Raw genomic sequence first — 16,128 nt, forward strand, 5'->3', positions numbered from 1 at the left:
GATCATGCCCGTTTCGCTTCTGCTTGGGTCCGAACCTGTTTACTTTCTGGAAATCCGGGCGTAGCCTCGGAGAGAAACCACACGTTCGGGTATGAGTCGGAGGCGAACGGACATGTACGCACCGGAGCGGCAGCAGGAGATCCTCCGGCTCGCCCGGGACGGCGGCCGGGTGGACGTGGTGTCGCTCGCCGAGGAGTTCCAGGTGACGGCGGAGACCATCCGCCGCGACCTGAAGGCCCTGGACCGGGCCGGCCTGGTGCGCCGCGTGCACGGCGGGGCCATCCCCGTGGGGCGCCTCGACTTCGAGCCGGACCTCACCGAGCGCGAGTCCACCGCCGCCGACGAGAAGGACCGCGTCGCCAAGGCCGCCCTGGCCGAACTGCCCATCGAGGGCACGGTGATCCTCGACGCCGGCACCACGGTCGCCCGGCTGGCCGCAGCGCTGCCGCTGGAGTCCTCGCTCACCGTCGTCACGCACTCGCTGCCCATCGCGGCCCGCCTCGCCGACCACCCGGGCATCCAGCTCCACCTCGTCGGAGGGCGGGTACGGCACCGTACGCGGGCCGCCGTGGACGCCTGGGCGCTGCGGGCGTACGGCGAGATCCGCGCGGACGTGCTGTTCGTGGCCGCCAACGGCTTCTCCGCCGAGCACGGTCTGACCACCCCCGACCTCGCCGAGGCGGCGGTCAAGCGCGCAGCCGTCGCCGCCGCCCGCCGGGTCGTCCTGCTCGCCGACTCCTCCAAGCACGGCCAGGAGCACTTCGCCCGCTTCGGCGACCTGAGCGATGTGGACCTGCTGATCACCGACAGCGGGCTCAGCCCCGAAGACGCCGCCGTCATCGAGCGCGGCGGCACGGAAGTAGTACGCGCATGATCCTCACCGTCACCCCCAACCCGTCCCTCGACCGCACCTACGAGGTCCAGGCGCTCACGCGCGGCGGTGTCATCCGCGCCGAGACCGAGCGCACGGACCCCGGTGGCAAGGGCGTGAACGTCTCCCGCGCGGTCGCGGCCGCCGGCCGGCGCACGGTCGCCGTGCTGCCCCTGGGCGGTGCACCGGGCGCGCTCGTCGCCGAACTGCTCCACGCGCAGGGCATCGAGGTCGCGCCGGTCCCGGTCGCCGGGGCCACCCGCTCCAACATCGCGCTCGCCGAGGCGGACGGCGTCCTGACGAAGATCAACGCGCCGGGCCCGTATCTGACCGGCGCCGAGCAGGAACTGCTGCTGGAGACCGTGCGCGAGGCCTCGCGCGGCGCCGACTGGATCGCCTGCTGCGGCAGCCTGCCCCGGGGACTTGACCCCTCCTGGTACGCCGATGTCGTCACCCGGGCGCACGCCGGGGGTGCGCGGATCGCCCTGGACACCTCGGGCCGCGCCCTGCTGGAGGCGCTGCGCGCCCGGCCCGACGTGGTGAAGCCCAACGCCGAGGAACTCGCGGAGGCGGTCGGGCGCCCCCTCGCCACGGTGGGCGACGCGCTCAAGGCGGCCGAGGAACTGCGCGAGATGGGCGCGGGCGCGGTGCTCGCGAGCCTGGGCGCCGACGGCCAGCTGCTGGTGGACGACTCCGGCACCTGGTTCGGCAGCGCCCGCGTGGACGCCGTACGCAGCAACGTGGGCGCCGGTGACTCCTCCCTGGCCGGTTTCCTCATCGCCGGCGGCACCGGCCCCGACGCCCTGGCCTCCGCCGTCGCCCACGGCGCCGCCGCCGTGACCCTGCCCGGCAGTGTGATGCCGGCCCCGGCCGACCTGGACCCGGCGGCCGTGACCGTCACGGACCGGGTGCCGGTGGACCGCCCGCTCAAGGAGCCGGTGCCATGACAGCCCACGCCACCGCTCCCGCGCGCCGCGGCTCCTCCTTACTCCCCTGACGCCTGCCGCACCCGCCCCCGTCTCCCCTCTCCCCCCTCCTCACCCCCGTCCCCTTCCCGCCCATCCCACCGACCGGGCGATACGCGAGCTAAGGAGCCCGCGATGAGCGACATGATCACCGCGGAACTGGTCGACCTCGACCTGTCCGCCACGACCAAGGAAGCGGCGGCCCGCGCCCTCGCCGAGCGCATGGTGGCGCTGGGCCGGGTGACCGACCTGGACGGCTTCCTCGCCGACGTGGCCGCACGGGAGGCGCAGATGCCGACCGGTCTCGACGGCGGCATCGGCATCCCGCACTGCCGCAGCGCCCATGTCACCGAGCCGACGCTGGCCTTCGGGCGCAGCGCCGCCGGGATCGACTTCGGCGCCGCGGACGGCCCGGCCGACCTGATCTTCCTGATCGCCGCGCCGGCCGGTGCCGACGACGCCCATCTGACGATCCTGTCGTCGCTGGCCCGGCAGCTGATGAACGCCGAGTTCACGGGCGCGCTGCGGTCGGTGAGCGGCGCGGGCACGGCGGCGGCGCTGATCCGCGGGGATGTCACCCCCGCGGACGTCGAGGCCGCGCGGGCCTCCCAGAACTCCGTGGCGGCGCCGGTGGCGGCCTCCGCCGGCGCCGCCACGGACACCAGCACCCCGGAGGCGGGCGAGCGCCCGTTCCGGATCGTCGCCGTGACCTCCTGCCCGACCGGCATCGCGCACACCTACATGGCCGCCGAGTCACTGGAGAACGCGGGCCGCGAGGCCGGCGTCGAACTCACCGTCGAGACCCAGGGCTCGGCCGGCTTCACCCGGCTCGACCCGGCGGTGATCGCGGACGCGGACGGCGTGATCTTCGCCCATGACGTGCCGGTGCGCGACAAGGACCGCTTCGCGGGCAAGCCCACCGTCGACGTCGGCGTGAAGGCCGGCATCAACCGCCCGGCCGAACTGATCGGCGAGGTCCGGGAGAAGGCGGCGCGCGGAGAGGTGAGCGCCGCGGCACCCGCCTCGGGCTCCACCCCGGTCGAGCGCACCGGCGACGCGGGCGAGGGCTACGGCACCAAGCTCCGCAAGTGGCTGATGTCCGGCGTCAGTTACATGGTGCCGTTCGTCGCCGCGGGCGGTCTGCTCATCGCGCTCGGCTTCGCCATCGGCGGCTACAAGATCAACAAGGCGCCGTCGGTGATGGACCACTTCATCTGGACCCAGGCCGACAGCTGGGGCGCCCTGCTGTTCCAGATCGGCGGTGTGGCCTTCGGCTTCCTCGTCCCGGTCCTCGCCGGGTACATCGCCTACGGCATGGCGGACCGTCCCGGTCTGGTGCCAGGCTTCGTCGGCGGCGCGATCTCCCTCACCATCAACGCGGGCTTCCTCGGCGGCCTGGCCGCGGGCCTGATCGCCGGCGGGGTCGTGATGGGCATCCAGAAGGTGCGCATCCCGGCGGCCCTGCGCGGCATCATGCCGGTGGTGGTGATCCCGCTGATCTCCTCGGCGATCGTCGGGTTCCTGATGTTCGTGGTGATCGGCAAACCCATCGCCTCCGCCCAGAAGGGCCTCACCGACTGGCTGAACGGCCTCACCGGCACCAACGCCGTCCTGCTCGGCGCGCTGCTCGGCCTGATGATGTGCTTCGACCTCGGCGGTCCGGTCAACAAGGTCGCCTACACCTTCGCCACCGCCGGTATCGCCGTCGCGAGCCCCAGCGACTCCGCGATGAAGATCATGGCCGCGGTGATGGCCGCCGGCATGGTCCCGCCGCTGGCGATGGCCCTGGCCACGACCGTGCGCGGCAAGCTCTTCACCCCGACCGAGCGGGAGAACGGCAAGGCCGCCTGGGTGCTGGGCCTGTCCTTCATCTCCGAGGGCGCCATCCCGTTCGCGGCGGCCGACCCGCTGCGGGTCATCCCCTCCGCGATGGTCGGCGGCGCGATCACCGGCTCCCTGTCCATGGCGTTCGACGCGACCCTGCGCGCCCCGCACGGCGGCATCTTCGTCGTCCCGCTGATCGGCAACCCGCTGCTGTACCTGGTGGCGATCGCCGCGGGCGTCTGCGTCAGCACCGCCCTGGTCATCGTCCTCAAGGGGCTGCGCAAGCCGGCTCCCGGTGCCGCGGAGCAGGGCACCGGCGAGAGCACGGCGGCCGCGGGCGCCAAGCAGCCGGTGGCGGCGTAAGCAGGAGACGGCCATATATCCCTTTCAGGCGCTGTGAGTTGTTCACGGCGCCTGTCAGGTTAGAGAAGGCAATGCGAGATTCGTCACGGTCCGGGGCAAAGTCCCGGACCGTGGTGTTCACTGGAACGCATGCCCGAGCCTTCCTCGATCCTCCAGGCGGCAGGGATGGCCGTCCTCGCTCTGGCCGGCGTCGCCTGGCTGATCGGCATCACCCGCATGCTGCGCCGCTTCCGCCAGGAGGCGATCATCCGGAGCTACGCCCCGGACGTCGCCCTCTCCGCCCTGCCGGGCCCGCGCGAGACCGGCCCCCGCGTGGAGGCCGTCGAGCTGACTCCGGCGGAGCGGGACGCCTTCGCCAGCCTGGCGCGCCGCTTCCGCGACGCCGGCTGAAGGGCTCCCGCTAGGGGGAGACCCGCTCGGCGCGCCGCTCCATCGCCTCCCGGGCCGCCTCCTCGCTCGTGTACACCTCGCACATGTGCCGCCCGTCCGGGGTCGCCGTGTGCTCCACCTCCCACAGGGCCAGCTCGCGGCCGTCGCGCAGCAGGAACGCGTGCTCGTAGAGCGAGAAGCTCAGCCCGATACGGCCCGCCCGGCACGGACGGCCGAACGCCTGCGTGATCCGGTGCCCCCGCGCCGTGGCCAGCAGGGCCGCGGTCTCGCCGTCCGGCCGGTCGGCGTTCTCCGCGCGGCGCAGCAGCCGGCGCGCGTGATCGGCCGAGCCGTCGGTGAGGTACACCTGCCGCGGCCGGGGAACGGGGGCGGAGTGCGCCGGAACCGGCAGCTCGAACTCCGTCCCGTCCGACGGCAGCGGCAGCCGCGCCGTGGCCGCGCGCAGCTCCTCCTCGTCGGCGTACACCTCGTGCTGCGGGTCGCTGCCCGGGGCCGTGTTGTGGACCAGCTCCCACAGGGTGAGGGCCTGGCCGTCGGCGAGGAGCCAGGTGTGCCGGTACGTCTCCCGGTGCCTCCCCGCGCTGTGGTGCGCGGAGTGCAGCGAGCCGTCGTACGCCAGCGCGCAGTCCAGCCGCGCGATCACCTCGTCGGGCAGCTCGAAGGAGTTCAGGGCGCGGCCGAGAATCCGCGCCAGATGATCCTCCGGCGACGCGGGTGGTTCGTACGCCGCGGTCTCGTACGGAACGCTCAAGGTGTCTCCCGGCGCTTGCTGCATGTCACCCAGTGGGTGCATACCGTAGCCCCTCGGCCGGACATCGTGTCCGGGAACCGAGAAAACGTGTGCCCGGAAAACGCACGGGCCGTGCGGGAAGTTCCCACACGGCCCGACCTGAGTCAACGCCCCCTGCGCACCCGGCTATTGCCGCATCACGCGGCACTCCCGGCGACCCACTCGCTCCAGCCCAAGTCCCAGCCGTTGAGCCCGTTGTCGGGGGAGACGGTCTTGTCCGGCGAGTTCTTGACGACCACCACGTCACCGATCAGCGAGTGGTCGTAGAACCACTTCGCCGGAGTGTCCCCCTGCGCGCCCCGCTCGTCGGCCAGACCGACACAGCCGTGGCTCGTCCCCTGGCTGCCGAAGGGCGGATTGCCCTTGTTGTACCAGTAGTTGCCGTGGATGAACGTCCCCGACTGCGTCAGCCGCATCGCATGCGGCACATCCGGGATGTCGTACTCGCCGCCCAGCCCGACCGTCTGGCTGTTCATCCGGGTCTGCGTGAACTTCTCCGAGATCACCATCGCCCCGTTGTACGTGGTGTGCTCCGGGCTGCCCGACGAGATCGGGATCGTCTTCACGGTCTGCCCGTCCCGCACCACGGTCATGGTCTGCGTGTTCACGTCCACGGTGGAGACCTGCGACCGCCCCACGGTGAACGTGACGACCTTCTTCTGCACCCCGAAGACCCCGTTGGCCCCCTGGACCCCGTCGAGGTCGATCTTCATGGTGACCTTGGAGCCGGCCTTCCAGTAGTCCTGCGGCCGGAAGTCGAGGCGCTGCTCCCCGAACCAGTGCCCGACCACCTGCTGGCCACTGCTGGAGGTGACCGCGATGTGCGACTGCACGGCCTTCTTGTCGCTGATCGCCTTGTCGAAGGTGAACGACACGGGCATCCCGACACCGACGGTCGTGCCGTCGTCCGGCGTGTACGTCCCGATGAAGCTGTTCGACGACGAGACGGTGGTGAAGATGGAGTTCGCGGCCGCCGTACGGCCGCCGGAGTCCTTCGCCGTCGCGGAGATCTGGTACTTCGTCCCCCGCTCGAGCCGCTCCTTGGGCTTCCAGGTGCTGCCGTCGGCGGATATCTCACCGGCCACGGTCTGCCCGGTGCCGGCCACCGTCATCTTCACGTCCGTCAGCTTGCCGTCGCTGACCTGCACTCCGGTGCTGTTGATCGAGGCGCCGGTCGAGCCGTCCTTCGCCGAGATGGCGATCTTCGCGACGGAGGTCTTGGTGTCGCCGCCGCCGCCGTTCTTGTCGTCGTTGCTCGCGTTGGCGTTCCCGCCGCACGCGGTGAGGGTCAGGGCGCCGACCATCAGGGCGGCACAGGCCCCCAGTACGCGCCGCGCTGCAATGTCCGGCGTAGTCACGGGCTGCTCCCAGTTTTCATCGATCACTCCAAGGCGTGAAGAAAGAGCGATCAACCGACGACTCCGGTTCCCACGTGACAGAACTGCGACAATCCCCTGCGGGGGGCGGAAGATGGGGCCCTGGCCCGAGGGCCCCATCTGAACTCGGCTGTGGCCGGCCAGGGATTGGGCTGCACCCGGCGCTTCTTGGCGACCGGCATCTGGGCTGGCCGGGGGTAGGTGCGCTCACCGGCGCTGGCCGGGTGCCTCCCCCAAGCTCTTCGAGCAGGGGGGACCCCCAGCGCCCACCCGTGCCGCCCCAGCGGCACGACTGCCCGCAGCTATGTCGGCATGGCCGCCGCCCGTCGGTGCACCCGCCGCAGCTGCGCGCGCCACCGCGTCGGTGCAGGCGCCGCGCGCCACGGCGTTGGTGCAGCCGCGTCCGGCGGTGAGGGGACGGGGTGGGGGGTGTCCGCCCGCAGCGTCCGGCACCGTGACACGGCACCCGCGTCGGAAACGGCCGGCCGGACCGAGGACGGACACCCCCCACCCCGGCCCCGACTCAGAAACCGGCCGTAGGCGACGCGCGCCACGACGCGACCGCAACGGGCCGCCGCAGGCCAAAAGGGGCGCGGGGAACGGCGCGAGAACCCCCACCCACCCGCACCTGACAACACACCCAGCGCCGCAGGCACAACGCACCCGCAGCCGACACTCACACCTGCCCGTACAGCTCCCCGTACGACGGCCACCCGCTCACCGACTCCGCAGCCCGTACCGCCCGCACGATCGCCCGTGTCACCACATCCGCCCCCGCCGCGAGCACCGCGTTCAACGCCAGCGGATCCGCCGCGGGCAGCGCAACCGCGCCCGTGGCCAACGCGAACACACTGTCCCCGTCGTTCAGCAGATGCACCGGCCGTACAGCCCGCGCGATCCCGTCATGCGCCGTCCCCGCCACCTTCTGCGCCTGCGCCTTCGACAGCACCGCATCCGTGGCGACCACGGCCAGCGTGGTGTTCATCGGCGGAGCCACCCGCGCAGCCGCCAGGGCTTCCAGCCGCGCCCGCGCCCCCTCGACCACCTCCGCCGGCGGATACGCCACCCGCCGCCCCCCGAACAACTCCGCGTACATCTCCCCGTACAGCACCCCCGTCCCCGGATCCACCACCGCCCCCGCCGCGTTGGCCACGACCAACGCCGCCACCGTGATCCCGGAGTCGAGCCTCACGCTCGCCGTCCCGACGCCGCCCTTCAGCACCCCCACGGCGGCCCCCGTCCCGGCCCCCACGCACCCTTCCGCGACAGCCGCCCCGACCGCGCCGGCCGCCGCCGCCTCGACCGCGGCCCGTCCCGTCGCCGCGTCCGGCCGTGCCCGGAAGTCACCGCCGCGCCCCAGGTCGAAGACGCACGCCGCCGGCACCACGGGCACGACATGCGTGGGATCCGGCCCCACCCGCACGCCCCGGCCCCGCTCCTCCAGCCACGCCATCACCCCGGACGCCGCGTCGAGCCCGTACGCGCTGCCCCCGGTGAGCACCACGGCCTCGACCTTCTGCACGAGGTTGCGCGGATCGAGGGCGTCGGTCTCCTTCGTCCCGGGTCCGCCCCCGCGCACGTCCACGGCGGCCACAGCGCCCCCCTCGGGGGCGAGGACGACGGTGGTTCCGGTCAGCCACCCGTCACCACGGCGGGTGGCGTGCCCGACCCGCACCCCGATGACATCCGTCAGAGCGTCAACTGTCATGCGCCCCAGTGTGAAGGAACCGTGTCACGCCCCCCGCGCCGAGCGCACCGCCCCCGTGCCGAACGCACTGCCCCCACGCCGAGCGCACCGCACCCGTGCCACAAGCACAGTCACCCACCCCCCTTGCGCACCGTCACCCACCCCCTGCGCGGAGCGCACCCACGCCCCGGCCCCCGCCTCTCCACCCCCCTACGCGGAGCGCATCCGCGCCGTCAAGGTCACCCCGACCGCCACCGCCAGCCCGGACACGATCCCCGCCGCGAGCACCGCCCATTCGCCCAGGAACGTGCAGCAGATCACGAGCAGCGCGGTGACCGGCAGGACCGTCTGCTGGGCGATGCCGACCTTGAAGTGACGGGCGTGCAGCGCCCACACGGTCAGCAGGTACAGCGCCGTCGGCAGGGTCACCGCCGCCGACGCGGCCGTCGCGGAGATGTGCGCCGAACCGACCGCCTGCTCGACGGCCACTTCGAGACCCGCGCCGATCGCCGCCGCGGAGGCGAAGATCAGGTAGTGGCCGTAGCCCCACACGAACGCCTGCCGGCTGGAGCGCAGGTGTCCGTGGATGGGGACCACGAAGTAGATCCACCAGGCGGCGAACACGATCAGCAGTCCGCCCGCCGCGATGGGCAGCAGCTCACCGAGGGCGTCGTGCTCGTCCACGGCCGACTTGACCGCGACCGTGGCCGCCGCGATCGTCTCGCCGAGCACGATGATCGTGAACAGTCCGTACCGCTCGGCGATGTGGTGGGGATGCCAGGCCGTGGTGAAGGACCTCTCCGCGATCAACGGCACGGACAGCTCCGCGACCACCATCACCAGGAACAGCCAGGGCCGCGCCGGTTCCGGCAGCACGATCAGCCCCACCCAGCCGACCTGGCAGAGCAGCACCCCGACGGCGTACCGCACTGCCGCGGTCCGCTCCTCGCCCTCGGCCCATCTCGCGGCGCGCAGCCACTGCACGACCAGGGCCAGCCGCATGATCACGTAGCCGAGCCAGACGACGAGGAAGTCGTGTTCGTCGAAGGCCCTGGAGACCCCCGCCGCGAGCACCAGGACACCGGCGATCTGCACAAGGGTGACCACCCGGTACAGCACGTCGTCGTTGTCGTACGCCGAGGCGAACCAGGAGAAGTTCATCCAGGCCCACCAGATGGCGAAGAAGACCATCGCGTAGTTGAGGATGCCCTGGCCCGCGTGCCCGTCGGCGAGGAAGTGCACCAGCTGGACGCCGGCCTGGGCGATCGCCACGACGAAGCACAGGTCGAAGAGGAGTTCCAGCGGTGAGGCGACGCGGTGGGCCTCGTCGCGGCCGCGGGCGGTGAGCCTGCGCAGCGGCCGGTGTCGGGCGGGTGCGTCGGAGGGCGCGGGGGAGTGGCTGGAACTCTGCGTCATGTGTCCCAGCACACCAGATAACCGGACGAAAATCTTCGGGCCGATGCCGCGGCGTAACCTGGAGGTATGAGCACCGCTTCCGCCCCCGAGCCGCGCGACCCGAAGGCCGCGCTGGTCTTCGACGACCCGATCGAGCTGCAGTCCTCGGACGACACCGACGGCGGGTGGGGCGAGCGCCCCGCGACGACCGGCGACAGCGCCGCCGACCTCAAGCGTTTCCTGGACGAGAAGCCGCCCCACCACATCTGATCCACGGGGGGCCGCCCGAGGGGATGATCCACGGAGAGCCCGAGCGGACCCGGTGCCCGCCCCGGCCTCCGCCGCTCCTACTCGCCGCGCCCGGCGGTGCGCTGGGCGACCAGCGTGTCGCGGATCTCCTTGAGCACCTCCAGCTCGCTGACCTCCACGATCTCCTTCGTGCCCTCCCGGGCCGCCTTGCGGTCCGCCTGGCGGGCCAGGTACTTCGCCATCGGCAGGACCATCAGGAAGTAGACCACCGCGGCGGTGATCAGGAAGTTCAACGTCGCGCCGAGGACCGAGCCCCACATGATGCGGATGCCCTCGTCCTTCGTGCAGCTCGCCGTCAGGCAGGAACTGTAGTTGTCCAGGCTCTGCGTGCCGATCGCCCCGACCACGGGGTTGATCACGCCCTTCACCACCGAGTTCACGATGTTGGTGAAGGCGGCGCCGATGACCACCGCTACTGCCAGATCGACGACATTCCCGCGCATCAGGAAGGCCTTGAAGCCCTCCCAGACGCTCGGCGCCTTCTTCTCGCTCACCTCGAGGCCTTCCCTTGTCCGTACGGCATGTGGAGTAAATCGCTCCGCAACCTACGGCAGGGCGTGGGAGGCATGTCCAATCCGGTAACTCGATCGTGCTACTTGACACACGTTCGCACCGGCATCGCGTGGTCACCCTGCTCACCCCACCGTCACCGCGAGCCGTGCCGTCGCGCTCGCCCCGACGAGCCGCGCCGCCGTGGCCCGTGGCACCGACAGCACGACCAGGGTGCCGCCGCCCGGGACGCCGCCGTCCGTGAGCTCGGGCAGCCGGGTCACACGGGCCCCGCGGGCCACGACCCGGGCCTCCCCGCCACCCGTGCCGTCCTCGGCGGCGATGACGTCCACCCGGTCGCCCGGCCGCAGCAGGCGCACCGTGCCGGCGTCGGCGATCCGCACCGGCGCGGCGACGGTCTCACTGCTCACGCGGCCCGGCGGATGCCCGCGGACCCGGTCGGGCCCGGCGGCCTCCCCCTCCCGTGGCCCTGCCGTCACCAGCGCGGCAGCGGTGACGGCCAGCCCGGCGGCGAGGGCCCGCCTGCGGTGCCGGGCGAGCCGGTGCGCCAGGGCCCGCACCCCGCGCACCCGCACCGGCGCGAAGTGCGGCACCTCGCCCGTGGGCGGCACGTCATCGCCCGGGGGACGCGGAAAGGACGGCGAGGGAGCGGAGACGACGGAGACGGGAAAAGCCACCGGGACGGACGGTGACAGGGACGGGGACGGGGACAGGGACACAGGACCACCACCTGCGGCGAGGGCTTCGGCTTGCGCACCCCACGATGGGCCCTGGCGCCGCAGCCCGCGGAAGCCCGTGGACAACCCACGGCTTGTGGAAAACCCCGTCACCCGTACGGAACGCTCCGCGGTACGGAACGCTCCGCCCCCCCGCCGACCCGTCACCCCGTACGGAACGGTCCGCCACCCGGCAACCCCCGTCACCCGCAGGGAACGCTCCGCCCCCCGGCCACCCCCGTCAGGGCAGTACGAACCCCGGGTCCATCCCCCCGAGCGCCGACGTGCACAGGCAGTCCCGCTCCTCGTTCGCCGGGAGCGCGGCCACCGCGTCGAAGAGCACCCCCCGCATCCGGTCCACGTTGGCCGCGAACACCCGCAGCACCTCGTCGTGGGAGACGCCCTCGCCGGTCTCGGCGCCGGCGTCCAGGTCGGTGACCAGGGTGAGGGAGGTGTAGCAGAGTTCCAGCTCGCGGGCGAGCGCCGCCTCCGGGTGACCGGTCATGCCGACCACCGACCAGCCCTGCGCCTGGTGCCACAACGATTCCGCTCGCGTCGAGAAGCGCGGCCCCTCGACCACGACGAGCGTCCCGCCGTCCACCGCCTCCCACTCGCGCCCCCGAGCCGCCTTCAGCGCGACCGTGCGCCCGACGGGGCAGTAGGGATCGGCCAGCGACACGTGCACGACGTTCGGCACGGTGCCGTCGGGCAGGGGCAGCCCGTCGAAGTAGGAGTTCAGCCGGGACTTCGTACGGTCCACGAGCTGGTCCGGCACCAGCAGCGTGCCCGGACCGTACTCGGGGCGCAGCCCGCCCACGGCGCACGGGCCGAGGATCTGGCGTACGCCCGCCGAGCGCAGCGCCCACAGGTTGGCGCGGTAGTTGATGCGGTGCGGCGGCAGGTGGTGGCCGCGCCCGTGCCGGGGCAGGAACGCCACCCGGCGGCCGGCGATCTCACCGAGGAAGAGGGAGTCGCTGGGCGGACCGTAGGGGGTGTCGACCTGCACCTCGGTCACGTCGTCCAGGAACGAGTAGAAACCGGAGCCGCCGATCACGCCGATCTCTGCGTTCGCCTTGTTCGCCATGCCCGCACCCTAACCGGCGGCGTACATGCCGAGGACCCCGCCGTCGGCCGACGGCGGGGTCCTGCGGGAAGACGGTGGAGCGGCGGTCCTCAGGCGGCGGTCGTGCTGCTGCTCGAAGAGCCGCTGGAGGAGCTCGACGAGGAGCCCGAGCCCGAGTCCGAGGAGGACGAGGAGGAGGTCGTCGTGGAGGACGAGGACGACGGCTTCGACGAGGCCGGCGAGCTGCTCGACGAGGAGCCGCGGCTGTCGTTGCGGTAGAAGCCGGAGCCCTTGAAGACGATGCCGACCGCGGAGAACACCTTCTTGAGGCGGCCCTGGCAGTTGGGGCACTCGGTCAGGGCGTCGTCGGTGAACTTCTGCACCGCCTCGAGGCCCTCGCCGCACGCGGTGCACTGGTACTGGTAGGTGGGCACTGTCTTCCTCCTGGCACTCTCACTCGATGAGTGCTAACGACGAACCATAGTGACGTATTCCCCGGCGTCAGTCCACTGTCACCGGCACGCGGTGACCCACGCCACGCGCGACGGTACGGCCCCGGGGGTGGGGCACCAGCCGGGAGCGCAGCGCCAGCAGGGTCACCAGGGCGAGCACTGTGCCGCCCATCGGCACCAGGAATCCGGCGCCGCCCCAGAAGTGGTCCTCCAGCTGACCGGCGACCGTGACCGCCGCGGCCTGGCCGAGGGCGACCGCGCCGGTCAGCCAGGTGAACGCCTCGGTGCGCGCCCCGGCCGGGACCAGGCCCTCGACCAGGGTGTAGCCGGTGATCAGCGCGGGCGCGATGCACATGCCGACCAGCAGGCCGAGCGCGGCGAGCAGGAGCACCGAGTGGGCGGTCCACAGCGCGGACGCGGCCAGCGCGAGGGCGGTGTAGCCGACGACCAGGCGTCGCTGCGGGGCGACCTTCCAGGCGATGGCGCCGCAGACGACGCCGGAGATCATGTTGCCCGCGGCGAAGACGCCGTAGAGCACGCCGTTCAGGCCGGGCTCGCCGATCGACTCGGTGAACGCGGCCAGCGAGACCTGCATGCCGCCGAAGACGGAACCGATGCCCAGGAACGTCACGATCAGCACCCGTACGCCGGGCACGCGCAGCGCGGAGGCGTGCTGCACGCGCGTGTGCTCGCCGCCGGTGTGGACCTGGGGTTGGGTGCTCTTCTGCGCGGCGAACAGCAGGCCGCCGATCAGGGTCAGCGCGGCCTCGGTCACCAGGCCGGCGGCGGGCGCCACCGCGGTGCACAGGGCGGTCGCCAGCAGCGGGCCGACCACGAAGGTCAGCTCGTCGGTGACGGACTCGAAGGCGGCGGCGGTGCTCATCAGCGGGGAGCCCTTGAGCTTCACGCCCCAGCGCGCCCGCACCATGGGCCCGACCTGCGGCACCGAGGCGCCGGTCGGCACGGCCGCCACGAACAGCGCCCACAGGGGGGCGTGCGCGAGGGCGAGCGCGGTGAAGGTGAGACCGGACAGGGAGTGCACGATCACGCCGGGCAGCAGGACGGCGCGCTGGCCGTACCGGTCGGCGAGGCGGCCGCTGTAGGGGGCGAACAGGGCCATCGACACGCCGGTGACGGCGGCCGCGGCGCCGGCCGCGCCGTAGGAGCCGGTGGTGTGCTGCACGAGCAGCACGATGGAGAGGGTCAGCATCGCGAACGGCTGGCGTGCCGCGAAGCCGGGGAGCAGGAAGGTCCATGCGCCGCGGGTGCGCAGCAGCTGCCCGTAGCCTGGGCGGGCGGCAGTGTCCGCCTTCTTCTTCTCCGAGGTGACCGTGGACGCCACGGCCCGTGCCTTTCTGCCGCCTGGTAGCGCGGCGCCCTTGTAAGGGCACCGTGCGCCGAGAGCTGTCCTCTTGCGCGGACTGCGGTAGATGCCGGGGCCCAAGGTGAGGGGCTGCTCGGCCGCCATACGGTCGCGCCAGCTCTGCGTCAGGCAGAGTTGGTTCGATCAGGGGTGCGCCTTTATCGTACAGGGTTTCCGCAAGGCGGCCCTGTGAAAACGAGCACCGTCAGCGTGTTCACCTGTGATTGGCCGGACGGCACAAAACCGTCGCATGTGCGGCAGAACCGGCGGCTGGACGGCAGAACCGGCGCCTGGCCGGCAGAACCGGCGCCTGGCCGGCAGAACCGTCACCTGGACGTGCGTCACCGCTCCTCGCCCCCCGCGCCCAGCCAGTCGGCCAGCTTGCCGCGCCGGGCCACCGCGCGCAGCCGGCGCTCGGCCGCGTCGCGCACCGGGTCGGTGGTGACGACGAGCAGTTCGTCGCCGCGGCGCAGCACGGTCGTGGGCAGCGGCACGAAGGAGGTGCCCTCGCGCACCACGAGGGTGACCGCCGCGCCCGGCGGCAGGCGCAGCTCGTTGACCTCGACGCCGTGCATCTTGGAGCCTTCGGGGATGTTCACGGAGAGCAGGTGGCCGCGCAGCCGCTCCAGCGGTGCGGACTCGATGCCGAGGTCGGCGGTCTCCGTGCGGTCGCCCAGGCGCAGCAGACGGGCGAGCCAGGGCAGGGTCGGGCCCTGGAGCAGGGTGTAGACGACGACCAGGACGAAGACGATGTTGAAGACGCGGCGGCTGCCGACGACACCGTTCACCATCGGGATCGTCGCCAGGATGATGGGCACGGCGCCGCGCAGTCCGGCCCACGACATCAGCGTCTGCTCCCGCCAGGGCACCCGGAACGGTGTGAGGCACAGCACCACGCTCAGGGGGCGCGCCAGCATGGTCAGCACCATCCCGATGACCAGCGCGGGCCACACGTCGTCGCCCAGCTCGTGCGGGCTGACCAGCAGGCCGAGCAGGACGAACATGCCGATCTGCGCGATCCAGCCGAGCCCCTCGGCGAAGCCGCGGGTGGCGGGCCAGTGCGGCAGCTTGGCGTTGCCCAGCAGCATCGAGGCGAGGTAGACGGCGAGGAAGCCGCTGCCGTGGGCGAGGGCGCCGGCCGCGTAGGCGGAGACGGCGATGGCCATCACGGCGATCGGGTAGAGACCGGATGCGGGCAGGGCGACGTGCCGCAGCCCCCAGGCGCCGATCCAGCCGACCGCCAGTCCGACGGCCGCGCCGATGGCCAGCTCGAGGGCTATCTCGCCCACCAGGACGTACCAGTGCTCGACCGGTCCGGCCGTGGAGAAGGCGACGACCAGGATGACGACGGGCGCGTCGTTGAATCCGGACTCCGCCTCCAGCATGCCCGTGACGCGCGCGGGCAGCGGGATCCTGCGCAGCACGGAGAACACCGCCGCCGCGTCCGTCGAGGACACCACCGCACCGATGATCAGTGCCTGCCGCCACTCCAGGCCGACGAGGTAGTGCGCGCCCGCGGCCGTCACGCCCACGCTCACCGCGACCCCGGCCAGCGCCAGCACGGAAGCGGCCGGCAGGACCGGTTTGATCTCCTTCCACTTCGTGCCGAGTCCGCCCTCGGCGAGGATCACGACCAGGGCGGCGTACCCGATGACCTGGGTCAGCGCGGCGCTGTTGAAGTGGATGTGCCCGATGCCGTCCTGGCCCATGAGGATGCCGATGCCCAGGTAGACGAGCAGGCTCGGCAGTCCGCTTCGCGAGGAGATCCGGACTGCTGCCACGGCGACGAGCAGGACGAGCGAGCAGACGAGCAGGAGCTGGTTGAGGTGGTGGACAGTCAGCGGCCGGTCCTTCCTGCGATCTTCCGATTACTTCGTTACCTTACCTAACTCTTGACGATTTCTTGACGCTGGGCGAGGCAAGATCGATCGTCGGCCCCGGCTGGTTGCAGACTCCGCGTCAAGTGCCACCGGGCCCTGCGCCTATGGTTGCTCCAGCGCTCAGTTAAAAGCACAGCCGAACCTGCCGCTCGCGTTAGGACAGCAAGGACAGCG

At 72.2% G+C, this 16,128-nt stretch carries 15 protein-coding genes; 5 read left to right on the top strand and 10 right to left on the bottom strand.

All coding sequences use genetic code 11. The features are described from left to right. Positions 1–112: 112 nt before the first annotated feature. The 4 genes from ACZ64A_RS21845 to ACZ64A_RS21860 all read left to right on the top strand — a co-directional run bounded on the left by ACZ64A_RS21845 (position 113) and on the right by ACZ64A_RS21860 (position 4,413). Positions 113–874, top strand: coding sequence for a DeoR/GlpR family DNA-binding transcription regulator (locus ACZ64A_RS21845; protein ID WP_469812304.1), 762 nt, complete (start codon positions 113–115; stop codon positions 872–874). After that, the gene (gene pfkB / locus ACZ64A_RS21850; protein ID WP_469812305.1) at positions 871–1,818 is read left to right on the top strand and encodes a 1-phosphofructokinase; all 948 of its coding nucleotides are present in this window, start codon (positions 871–873) and stop codon (positions 1,816–1,818) included. Before ACZ64A_RS21845 ends, pfkB begins: the two co-directional genes overlap by 4 nt. Positions 1,819–1,971: 153 nt before the next feature. Further along, positions 1,972–4,023 (top strand): PTS fructose transporter subunit IIABC, encoded by a 2,052-nt coding sequence (locus tag ACZ64A_RS21855; RefSeq protein WP_469812307.1) that lies wholly within the window; start codon positions 1,972–1,974, stop codon positions 4,021–4,023. 129 nt (positions 4,024–4,152) lie between these two features. Further along, positions 4,153–4,413 carry a hypothetical protein gene (locus tag ACZ64A_RS21860; protein ID WP_469812309.1) on the top strand — a complete coding sequence of 87 codons (261 nt, stop codon included), beginning with the start codon at positions 4,153–4,155 and terminating at the stop codon, positions 4,411–4,413. A 10-nt stretch (positions 4,414–4,423) separates the two neighbouring features. On the opposite strand, the gene ACZ64A_RS21865 is transcribed toward ACZ64A_RS21860, so the two are convergent. The 4 genes from ACZ64A_RS21865 to ACZ64A_RS21880 all read right to left on the bottom strand — a co-directional run bounded on the left by ACZ64A_RS21865 (position 4,424) and on the right by ACZ64A_RS21880 (position 9,682). Continuing rightward, positions 4,424–5,164: a DUF6227 family protein gene (locus ACZ64A_RS21865; protein ID WP_469812311.1), complete on the bottom strand. Its 741-nt coding sequence runs from the start codon at positions 5,162–5,164 to the stop codon at positions 4,424–4,426. 176 nt (positions 5,165–5,340) lie between these two features. Further along, entirely contained in the window at positions 5,341–6,561 is a 1,221-nt protein-coding gene (locus ACZ64A_RS21870) for a L,D-transpeptidase (RefSeq protein ID WP_469812313.1), read from the bottom strand. 694 nt (positions 6,562–7,255) lie between these two features. After that, the gene (locus ACZ64A_RS21875; RefSeq protein WP_469812315.1) at positions 7,256–8,287 is read right to left on the bottom strand and encodes a P1 family peptidase; all 1,032 of its coding nucleotides are present in this window, start codon (positions 8,285–8,287) and stop codon (positions 7,256–7,258) included. Between the two features lie 189 nt (positions 8,288–8,476). After that, complete coding sequence (locus ACZ64A_RS21880) at positions 8,477–9,682, bottom strand: low temperature requirement protein A (protein ID WP_469812316.1); 1,206 nt, start codon at positions 9,680–9,682, stop codon at positions 8,477–8,479. A gap of 66 nt (positions 9,683–9,748) precedes the next feature. On the opposite strand from ACZ64A_RS21880, the gene ACZ64A_RS21885 reads away from it, so the two are divergent. After that, positions 9,749–9,931 carry a hypothetical protein gene (locus ACZ64A_RS21885; RefSeq protein ID WP_469812317.1) on the top strand — a complete coding sequence of 61 codons (183 nt, stop codon included), beginning with the start codon at positions 9,749–9,751 and terminating at the stop codon, positions 9,929–9,931. A gap of 77 nt (positions 9,932–10,008) precedes the next feature. Here ACZ64A_RS21885 and mscL read toward each other — a convergent pair whose 3' ends face one another. From mscL to ACZ64A_RS21915, 6 genes are all read right to left on the bottom strand, one after another. Further along, on the bottom strand, positions 10,009–10,464 hold the full coding sequence (gene mscL / locus ACZ64A_RS21890; protein ID WP_361628218.1) for a large conductance mechanosensitive channel protein MscL: 456 nt from the start codon (positions 10,462–10,464) through the stop codon (positions 10,009–10,011). A gap of 141 nt (positions 10,465–10,605) precedes the next feature. Beyond that, positions 10,606–11,157, bottom strand: a complete 552-nt coding sequence (locus ACZ64A_RS21895; protein WP_469812318.1) for a hypothetical protein — start codon at positions 11,155–11,157, stop codon at positions 10,606–10,608. Between the two features lie 280 nt (positions 11,158–11,437). Further along, positions 11,438–12,280 (bottom strand): S-methyl-5'-thioadenosine phosphorylase, encoded by an 843-nt coding sequence (locus ACZ64A_RS21900; RefSeq protein ID WP_469812320.1) that lies wholly within the window; start codon positions 12,278–12,280, stop codon positions 11,438–11,440. An 89-nt stretch (positions 12,281–12,369) separates the two neighbouring features. Continuing rightward, positions 12,370–12,693, bottom strand: coding sequence for an FmdB family zinc ribbon protein (locus ACZ64A_RS21905; protein ID WP_469812322.1), 324 nt, complete (start codon positions 12,691–12,693; stop codon positions 12,370–12,372). 67 nt (positions 12,694–12,760) lie between these two features. Beyond that, positions 12,761–14,053 (bottom strand): MFS transporter, encoded by a 1,293-nt coding sequence (locus ACZ64A_RS21910; RefSeq protein ID WP_469812324.1) that lies wholly within the window; start codon positions 14,051–14,053, stop codon positions 12,761–12,763. Positions 14,054–14,415: 362 nt separating this feature from the next. Further along, positions 14,416–15,915 carry a potassium/proton antiporter gene (locus ACZ64A_RS21915; RefSeq protein WP_469812590.1) on the bottom strand — a complete coding sequence of 500 codons (1,500 nt, stop codon included), beginning with the start codon at positions 15,913–15,915 and terminating at the stop codon, positions 14,416–14,418. Positions 15,916–16,128: the final 213 nt, after the last annotated feature.

This window comes from Streptomyces sp. NPDC104814 (genome assembly GCF_055583185.1).

Excerpts from the sequence above, each read along its gene's own strand:
- ACZ64A_RS21885 (WP_469812317.1), top strand. The coding sequence starts at position 9,749 with ATGAGCACCGCTTCCGCCCCCGAGCCGCGCGACCCGAAGGCCGCGCTG.
- ACZ64A_RS21875 (WP_469812315.1), bottom strand. The coding sequence starts at position 8,287 with ATGACAGTTGACGCTCTGACGGATGTCATCGGGGTGCGGGTCGGGCAC.
- ACZ64A_RS21845 (WP_469812304.1), top strand. The coding sequence starts at position 113 with ATGTACGCACCGGAGCGGCAGCAGGAGATCCTCCGGCTCGCCCGGGAC.
- ACZ64A_RS21880 (WP_469812316.1), bottom strand. The coding sequence starts at position 9,682 with ATGACGCAGAGTTCCAGCCACTCCCCCGCGCCCTCCGACGCACCCGCC.
- ACZ64A_RS21855 (WP_469812307.1), top strand. The coding sequence starts at position 1,972 with ATGAGCGACATGATCACCGCGGAACTGGTCGACCTCGACCTGTCCGCC.
- pfkB (WP_469812305.1), top strand. The coding sequence starts at position 871 with ATGATCCTCACCGTCACCCCCAACCCGTCCCTCGACCGCACCTACGAG.
- ACZ64A_RS21900 (WP_469812320.1), bottom strand. The coding sequence starts at position 12,280 with ATGGCGAACAAGGCGAACGCAGAGATCGGCGTGATCGGCGGCTCCGGT.
- ACZ64A_RS21860 (WP_469812309.1), top strand. The coding sequence starts at position 4,153 with ATGCCCGAGCCTTCCTCGATCCTCCAGGCGGCAGGGATGGCCGTCCTC.